The 8464-nt window shown below is 39.0% G+C and carries 7 protein-coding genes and 1 tRNA gene; 2 read left to right on the forward strand and 6 right to left on the reverse strand.

Annotation, left to right across the window (positions count from 1 at the left end; genetic code table 11):
* Positions 1 to 288 precede the first annotated feature (288 nt).
* The 5 genes from B5D46_RS11340 to B5D46_RS11360 form a co-directional block, all read right to left on the reverse strand.
* Positions 289 to 1308 (reverse strand): bile acid:sodium symporter family protein, encoded by a 1020-nt coding sequence (locus B5D46_RS11340; protein ID WP_078929550.1) that lies wholly within the window; start codon positions 1306 to 1308, stop codon positions 289 to 291.
* Between the two features lie 186 nt (positions 1309 to 1494).
* Positions 1495 to 2961, reverse strand: coding sequence for an anaerobic C4-dicarboxylate transporter (locus B5D46_RS11345; RefSeq protein WP_200805068.1), 1467 nt, complete (start codon positions 2959 to 2961; stop codon positions 1495 to 1497).
* Between the two features lie 43 nt (positions 2962 to 3004).
* A complete protein-coding gene (locus B5D46_RS11350) occupies positions 3005 to 4414 on the reverse strand; it encodes an aspartate ammonia-lyase (protein ID WP_078929552.1) in 1410 nt (469 codons plus the stop codon).
* A gap of 268 nt (positions 4415 to 4682) precedes the next feature.
* A complete protein-coding gene (locus B5D46_RS11355) occupies positions 4683 to 5312 on the reverse strand; it encodes a hypothetical protein (RefSeq protein ID WP_078929553.1) in 630 nt (209 codons plus the stop codon).
* A 399-nt stretch (positions 5313 to 5711) separates the two neighbouring features.
* Positions 5712 to 5801 (reverse strand) — tRNA-Ser (locus B5D46_RS11360).
* Positions 5802 to 5824: 23 nt separating this feature from the next.
* Between B5D46_RS11360 and B5D46_RS11365 the strand changes: the two genes are divergently transcribed.
* A complete protein-coding gene (locus B5D46_RS11365; RefSeq protein ID WP_078929554.1) occupies positions 5825 to 6157 on the forward strand; it encodes a TusE/DsrC/DsvC family sulfur relay protein in 333 nt (110 codons plus the stop codon).
* On the opposite strand, the gene B5D46_RS11370 is transcribed toward B5D46_RS11365, so the two are convergent.
* The gene (locus B5D46_RS11370) at positions 6158 to 8002 is read right to left on the reverse strand and encodes an alpha-amylase family glycosyl hydrolase (protein WP_078929555.1); all 1845 of its coding nucleotides are present in this window, start codon (positions 8000 to 8002) and stop codon (positions 6158 to 6160) included. It lies immediately after the preceding gene.
* A gap of 264 nt (positions 8003 to 8266) precedes the next feature.
* Between B5D46_RS11370 and B5D46_RS11375 the strand changes: the two genes are divergently transcribed.
* Positions 8267 to 8464, forward strand: a 198-nt coding sequence (locus tag B5D46_RS11375) for a hypothetical protein (RefSeq protein ID WP_143675678.1), incomplete at its 3' end; no start/stop codon positions are given.

Here is an 8464-nt window from a genome sequence, read left to right on the forward strand (position 1 = left end):
AGACCAAGAACAGAAAAAAGAGAAGAAAATGTATCAGTAAAATTGCTAGAAGAGGTATTTTTAGGTATCATATTCATGGTGTGTTTTTTTATGTTAACTTTTTGTTTTAGCAGATAAAATTATAACATATTAAACACACCTTTTCATCGGTATCTATCAGATATATAAGCTTTTTTTGCTTATAATCACACCTCTTCCCAAAAATAAATCAATACAAGTTTTTAAAGAGCATCAAACCTAGAGTGAATCTAGTTTTGTTTTAAATTTCCATGTGGGAAACTAGAGTTATTAAGAAATTGACTCTTTGAGTTCATCGTGAGAACTAACCTGCTCTGTCTCTTCTGAAATCTCTTCCTTATCTGACATATTTGCAAATAAGGTGGCAATGATGGTACCTGAGATATTATGCCATACAGAGAAAATAGCACCAGGAACAGCGGCAATCGGATCTACAGCACCAGTCATAGCTAGTTTGTTAGCAAGAGCTACAGACAGACCTGAGTTCTGCATACCGATTTCGATAGCAAGAGTCTTTTTCTGAGCAAGCTTCATTCTGAAAAGCTTTGCGAGTGAATAGCCAAATACATAGCCTAAACAGTTGTGAAGAACAACAACTGCAAAGATCAGAAGTCCGGTTGAAGCAAGACGCTCAGCACTTGCTGCAACTACAGCAGCAACAATTGAGATGATTGCAAATACACTGACCATTGGCAGACATACAACCACCTTTGAGACTGTATCTCTGAACAAGAAGTTTAAAAATACACCCGCAATGATTGGAAGAATCACAATCTGAATAATTGAGATAAACATTGAGTAAGGATCAATGTTAATCCACTGACTAGCAAAGAAATAGAATAAAGCAGGAGTTACAACAGGAGCCAGTAGAGTTGTACATGCTGTAATAGTAACAGACAGAGGAACATCACCCTTTCCAATGAAAGACATTACATTTGATGCAGTACCGCCAGGACAGCAGCCTACAAGCATAACACCAGATGCAATCTCAGGAGGCAGGTTCAGGAACATTACCAATACAAAAGCCAGTGTAGGCATAATTACGAACTGACCAACCATACCGATTACAACCTGTATAGGTCGCTTGAAAACCTCAGAGAAATCATGAGGAGACAAGGTAAGTCCCATACCGAACATCACTATACCTAAAAGAATAGATATAAATGCAGCAATAGGCTTAAAGAAATCTGGGAATAAATATGCAATTACAGCAAAGAAAATAACCCAGAATGCAAAGGTCTTACTGAAAAAAGAACTTAACCGTTCAAGAAATAAAATAATCTTAGACATGATCACGCCTTATGTTAATTTTGTTGTAACCGTAAATTAAAACCCTGATCTCCTGATTGTTCAATTAGAAAAAATAATTAACTTTAAAAATGTGCCTTGGCGCATATTTTTTTTGTAATCACACTATATTTTGCGCCAAAAAAAGGCGATCCGAAGATCGCCTCTGACTATTTTATGAGCAAACTCTTATAGCATCATAGGAGCAAATACGAATCCAAGTGCAACTGTGATTGCAATTGCAAGAATACCTGGAATGAAGAATGGGTGGTTGAATACATACTTGCCAATCTGAGTTGAACCGGTATCATCCATCTGAACTGCACCTAGCAGAGTTGGATAGGTTGGCAGAACAAACAGAGCAGATACAGCAGCAAAGCTGGCTACAAGAATGTAGGCATCACCGTTATTTGCAGCTGTCATGCCTAATGCAGCGATAACTGTTGGGATCAGAGCCTTAGCTGTTGCAGCCTGTGAGTATAGAAGCATACTTGCAAGGAACAGAGCTACAGCCAGTACTGGAGGGTAGCTGGTTACGAACTCAACAGCAATACTCTTAATCTCTGCAGTGTGATTTGATACGAAGGTATCACCAAGCCATGCAACACCAAGAACGCAGACACAGGCGGTCATACCACTCCTGAATGTTGAGGTTGAGCTTAGTTTACCCACATCAACCTTACATAGAATTACAATGAAGGTTGCGATCATCATCATGAAGCTGATAATAGCGTTATCACGGGTTAGAGCAAGAACCTTGATAGGCTTGTTTACATATGCACCCTTGTCCAGAGTTTCAATAACCTCAAGCTTCTGCTCGTCACGTAACTGAGCAAACATCTCTGGCTTCTCTGACTCATAGACAGTCTCGTAACCGGTAACTACGCTTGGCTTGATTAAACCAACATTGTTACTGATTGCTGATGCATAGAACACAACAGCAAGCACACCGATTAAAAAGATCAGTACAGAACGCTTTGCATAAGGCTTTAGTACAACCTCTTCATGCTTTACGGTCTTTGATACTTCACCATTCTCTAAGCGCTTGATGTAGTTAGGATCCTTGCTTAGGTCCATATTGCAGAACATATTCATAATGAATGCAGTCAGCATACAGCCTAGGTAGGTTGTTGGGATCCAGATTAAAAGCAGAGTTGGGTAGTCAATACCTAAGCCACCTAATGCCAGATCACTTGCCATGAATACCACTGCAGCTGATACAGGAGATGCTGTAATAGCAATCTGTGAAGCAACAACCGCAATTGACAGAGGTACACAAGGACGGATATTCTCACCCTTGGCAACTTCTGTAATAACAGGAATCATGGAGAAAGCAGTATGACCGGTACCGGCAAATACAGTCAGTAACCAGGTTACAGTAGGAGCAAGGAAGTTAATGTGCTTTGGATGACTACGTAAGATCTTTGATGCCAGCTGAACCAGATAATCAAGACCGCCTGCTTCCTGCATTGCTGTGATAGCAGCAATAACAGACATAATAATCAGAATAACATCCCAAGGAATGCTACCTGCCTTAAGACCTAACAGAGTAAGTGCAACAACACCTAATCCGCCGGCATAGCCGATGGCTATACCTCCCAAGCGCACACCAAGATAGATGGCGCCCAATAGAACAATAATCTCTGCAATTAACATATTATCAATCTCTCGAAAAAGTTAATCGTAAAGGTCAGATTTTCTAACCTTCTCTTTTCTGAGTCATACGTGGATTCAGCATATTCTTAGGCTCAAGAATCTTAGAGATCTGAGCTTTGCTCATATAGCCTCTCTCCAGACATATGTCACCTACGGCCTTTCCGGTCTGCAGAGCCTCCTTAGCAATTGAAGCAGACTTCTCATAGCCCAGGTATGGATTGAATGCGGTAACAATACCAACTGAGTTCATTACAGACTTCAGACAGTCAGCAGTACGAGGCTGTAGACCTGCAACTGCGTACTTGTTGATAGTAATAACAGCATTGGTAATCAGATTTAATGAATTGAACAATGCATAAGCAATACCTGGCTCAACAGCATTCAACTCAAACTCACCTCTCTCAGCACATAAAGTAATGGTTAAATCATTACCCATAACCTGATAGCAGGCCTCTAAAGTTACCTCTGGAATTACAGGGTTTACCTTTCCTGGCATAATTGAGCTGCCAGGCTGCATCTTTGGAAGATCGATTTCACCTAAGCCGCAGCGTGGACCTGAATTCATAAGTCTCAGATCGTTTGCAATCTTGCATAGATGAACAGCTAAGGTACGTAAAGCAGCACTTACAGTAACGTAATCTGCGGTATCCTGAGTTGCAGCAATCAGATCCTTTGCATTTGAGAACTTAACACCAGTGATGTCACTTAAATGCTTGATAACAGCCTTGCTGTAGTCTGGATGGCAGTTAATGCCGGTACCAATTGCAGTAGCACCAAGATTCAGAACGGTCATAAGCTTGCATGCCTTGTCGATCTGAGCAATGTCAGAATCAATAAAGGTTGCGAATGCATTGAAGGTATTTCCTAAAGTGGTAGGAACAGCATCTTCAAGCTCTGTACGTCCCATCTTGATGATATCTTTGAATTCTTTTGCTCTCTTCTTTAAAGCTTCCTTTAAATCCTCAAGAGCTTTCTTAAGGTCGGTTAAATAGTAAACTGATGCTACCTTGATTGAGCTAGGATAAGTATCGTTAGTACTCTGTCCCAGGTTAGCGTGGTCATTTGGATGTAGATACTGATACTCGCCCTTCTTGTGCTTCATGCCTTCAAGAGCAACGTTAACCAGAACCTCATTCATATTCATGTTAGTTGAGGTACCAGCACCGCCCTGAATCATGTCCACAACGAACTGATCAGCATACTGGCCCTTAATAACCTTGTCTGCAGCACCACATAATGCTTTAGCCTTATCTTTGTCTAACACACCTACTTCTGCATTAGCCTTTGCTGCAGCTTTTTTTACCTGAGCAAAAGCTTTAACAAACAGAGGATAATCTCTGAAGCGGTGACCTGTCATCTTGAAATTATTCAATGCTCTATATGTCTGAACGCCATAATAAATGTCATCAGGCAACTCAAGCTCACCAATAAAATCATGTTCTTTTCTAGTCATTTTATGTTTCCTTATTGTTTGTTTTTAGAAAGACTTAAACTAACTGCTCCAACGTAGAACAGAAATGCCCAATAATTGAGCAAAACATTAAGACACTATAACTATAAGTTCTTAAACACAATTTTGGAGAAAATGATTTTAAAAATAGTGTGTTGATCACACACGATAGAAAAAAAATAGAGCAATTATCACATTGATAATTGCTCAACACGAGAAAAACAAGAACAAAATTAGATACCTTTTCTAAAAAGGCATAAGAACATAAGGATTAGTTTAGCTTCTTTACCAGATTATCAACAAATGAATCTGCTAAAGGAACATTGCTGTTTTGACGAGATAACTCAACAACTCGTGAACATGCATCCATAGCATTGTCTGAAACTGACTCACATACTCTCTTGTAGTATTTTTTAGCTTCCTGAGCATCATAAGCAACATTGTAACCTTTCACTTGAGAGGATGCTCCTGGCTTTGAGCCATATTCATAAAGACGAGCTGCCTTGATGCATGAATCATAGTTGTTCAGCTTGCAACCTAAATCTAGATAATATAGAACTTCATACAATGTAATATTCTGATCACTTGGAGAAACGTTAACAGAATCTTCCTGCATTGCAAAATAAGTTGAATATGTCAGATTGCATGATTCTGAATCTTTATATTTTTCACACAAGGTACGCAGATATGAAAAAGCCTTGCGGTAATCTTTGTTTTCAAGAAGCTGATCTCGTTCCTCAATGCACTTGGCAAAATCTTCAGAAGAATAAGGAGCGTTAGAAGCATTAGTCTGAGACATTCCTCCGTCAACACTGTTGTTGCCGTTACAAATGGCAAAAACCAGAGGAGTGCTTACACAAACAACACAAAGGATGAAAACAAAAACTTTTAATAATTTCATATAGCGATCATAAGGTAAATAATAAAGTGATCAAAATCACATCTTTTTGTTGACATTATATATAAAAAAAATGCCTTGTAAATGACTTTTGTAAAATAAATTATCAAGAGCCGAAGGACTGTATTTTTTATCAAAAGAGATCAGAAACTGACATGACAGTTACTAATATTATTTGATTTTACAACATTTTTTACGAAATGTTAAATAGCACGTTTTACGCACACTGTTCTCACAGCAATCAAATGGCAGGAAATACACAAAGATTAAAGCAAAACAGGAATGTTGTTTAAATAATAAAACAAATTAAGCTGAGTTAAGAAAATAGAGTAAAACGAAAGATTAGTTTTTGTTAAAATTACTGGCGTTTAGGGAATTTAAGAAAAGAAGAAATTCTTGAAGTGGCGGATGGAGTGAGATTCGAACTCACGGAGGGCGTGAACCCTCGACGGTTTTCAAGACCGTTGCATTCAACCGCTCTGCCATCCATCCGCTGAAAACGAGGAACATTATATATGAGTTTTATCTTTAATGGAAGAGAAATTTTAACTGATTCTGAGGGTTATTTAAAAAAAGCTGAGGACTGGGACGAGTCCTTAATGAGATTTATGGCTAAAAATGACGGTTTAGACTTAACAGATGAGCATATTCTGATTATCAAAGCCGTAAAAAAATATTTTGAAGAGTACGCAACAACACCGGCTATCAGAATCCTGATTAAATATTTAAAGACATCTGGCCATGAGGATCTTGCATCATCTATAAAACTGGCAGTCCTGTTTCCTGATGGTGCTGCGAAAAGTGCAGCTAAGTACGCAGGACTGCCTAAACCAGTTAAGTGTATCTGATTAGCGCTTAACCTCTAATAAAGCTACAGTATCAGACTTGATTTCAACAGAACCGTTTATCACTCTGTATTCCTTTGCGGAATATCCGTCCTGAAGAACGGTTCCATCGGCAAAGCACTTGGAAACGTTAATCTTGTCTGAGTCTCCTAAATGAATTACCACTCTGTTATCTATCTTCTTTGAGCTGTCCTTATAGATTCTGCAGAAAGAATTATCTCCAATGACAAACTGTGCACCGGCACCTACTGCAGGATTTCTCAGTCTGAACTGCCCTACTTTCTGCCAGACAGAAAGAACCTTATTTGATGAGTAATCCTGGCTTAGCTTCTGAATATTGGCAGCCCACTTATCAGCATTGATAATGTCTGAAGGGAAGTTCATATCAGAACGCATGCCCTGCTCTAAATCAATACCACCACCCTTATCATTCTCTCGGCTGGTCTCATCACCATAGAACATCTGAATGGCACCAGGCATCAGACCAAACATGATGGCAGCATTCTCCATGTTCTTTTTGCGGCAAAGAGATGTGTCATGAGAAGAAATATAGGTCAGATTGCCAAGCGCAACCTTGCCCTCTTCCTTTCCGTACATCTTTGCATAGCGAACCCAGTCATCCTTATCTGGAAGGATACAGGTATTCAGATTTACACCGTCAGGATTGAAATAAAAGTCAATAAGTGAATCAAAGCCTCCCTTTGAAGCATATTCGTTCTTATCATCAGGATCGTTGGTAAAGCCCCATACCTCACCGGTCATATAGAAAGGATCAGTCCAGTCTGCGGCAGGATCTTTACCCTTGTTGGCGACTCTCCACTTCTCAAGAGCCTTTACCGATAACTCTTTAAGAAGATTCCAGTTTTCCTTGGTAACATACTTAACGGTATCACATCTGAAGCCGTCAATACCGAATTCCTCAACCCAGGAAGCAAGCCAGTGAGCTTCAAACTCGGCAACACTCATTTCTCCCTTACGATATTGAAGAGCTGCAGGTATGTCGTGTGCCTTGTCAGCCTTGCTCCATTTCTCCTGTAAAAAGACAGGAATAGAAACCTTTGGTTCATTTATATTTGAATTTTTAAAATCAGGCAGATATGCAAGACAGCCATCAATAGAGTCATCAGCTCCGCAGGTCTGACCATAACCGTCAAAACGGATCCAGTCCTTGCCCCACCAGCGGTTCCAGCTTTCATTCTCTGAAGCATCAATTGGCTTGTCGTGATAAGACTGGCCTGCTGCTGCATCAGGTATAAACTTTGCGCATGGATCAAAATTATCTTTGGTTCTGCCAAAATTGAAGTCACACATGTCTTTTAAAGTTGCATAACCGCTGTGGTTCATTACGACATCAATTAGTACTCTAATGCCACGCTTATGAGCTTCGTTTACAAAGGTTCTGAACTCATCAACAGTACCGAGGTTGGCATCAATTGAGGTGAAATCTAAAGCATAGTAGCCGTGATAGGCATAATACTGATACAGTCCCATAGGACCTCCACCTACCCAGCCATGAGACTGCTCTACAGGAGAGCTAACCCAGATAGCACTTACACCAAGAGATCTTATGTAATCTAGCTTTGATGTTAATCCGGCAAAATCACCACCGTGAAAAGTACCTGCTGTATAGCCAGAATCATCCTTATATGGTCTACCATAGCTGTCATCATTATTCGGATTACCATTTGCATAACGATCGGTAATTACAAAATAGACATTGGCATTGTTCCATTCAAAAGGAAGCTCTGCCCCTTCATATGAATCATTTGATGGTACTGTAGACTTATAAGCAAGGCTTCCTGCGGCTACAGATACCGCGAGTACTAATGCAGCAGTTCTTAATTTCATACTAACTCACAAAATTATTATATTAAGCACACTTTTTTCTAATTATTATAAATAACAGCTATATTTTATTAAATTTTCTGTAGATAAAACAAAGAATAAAATGACACAGATCACAATTATTTCGAAATAAACCTGTACTTTGCAAAGTAGGTACAACGTATTCTAATCAAATCTCACAAAAAATTTAAATAACAATCAGTTAGATAATTTTTTTAGTGCTATAATGTAGGTATTATATAGTTGTACCTACAAAGATATTTTATTATGAGTAAAATTGCTCCTCTACCAACAGTTTATTGTTGTAAATCAAAGAATAGAACCTATATTCGCACCTATAAGAACTCTCGTGTTGAAGGTAAAAATTATCCTGTTAAAACAGATATTCGTAATATTGCTGAAATTGCAAATGGTGAAGGTGTCGGAAGACTTATTTTCAGAGAGGATTTCTTAAAGGAGAATCCT

Origin of the sequence: Succinivibrio dextrinosolvens DSM 3072 (genome assembly GCF_900167015.1) — a bacterium.
Lineage (GTDB): Bacteria > Pseudomonadota > Gammaproteobacteria > Enterobacterales > Succinivibrionaceae > Succinivibrio > Succinivibrio dextrinosolvens.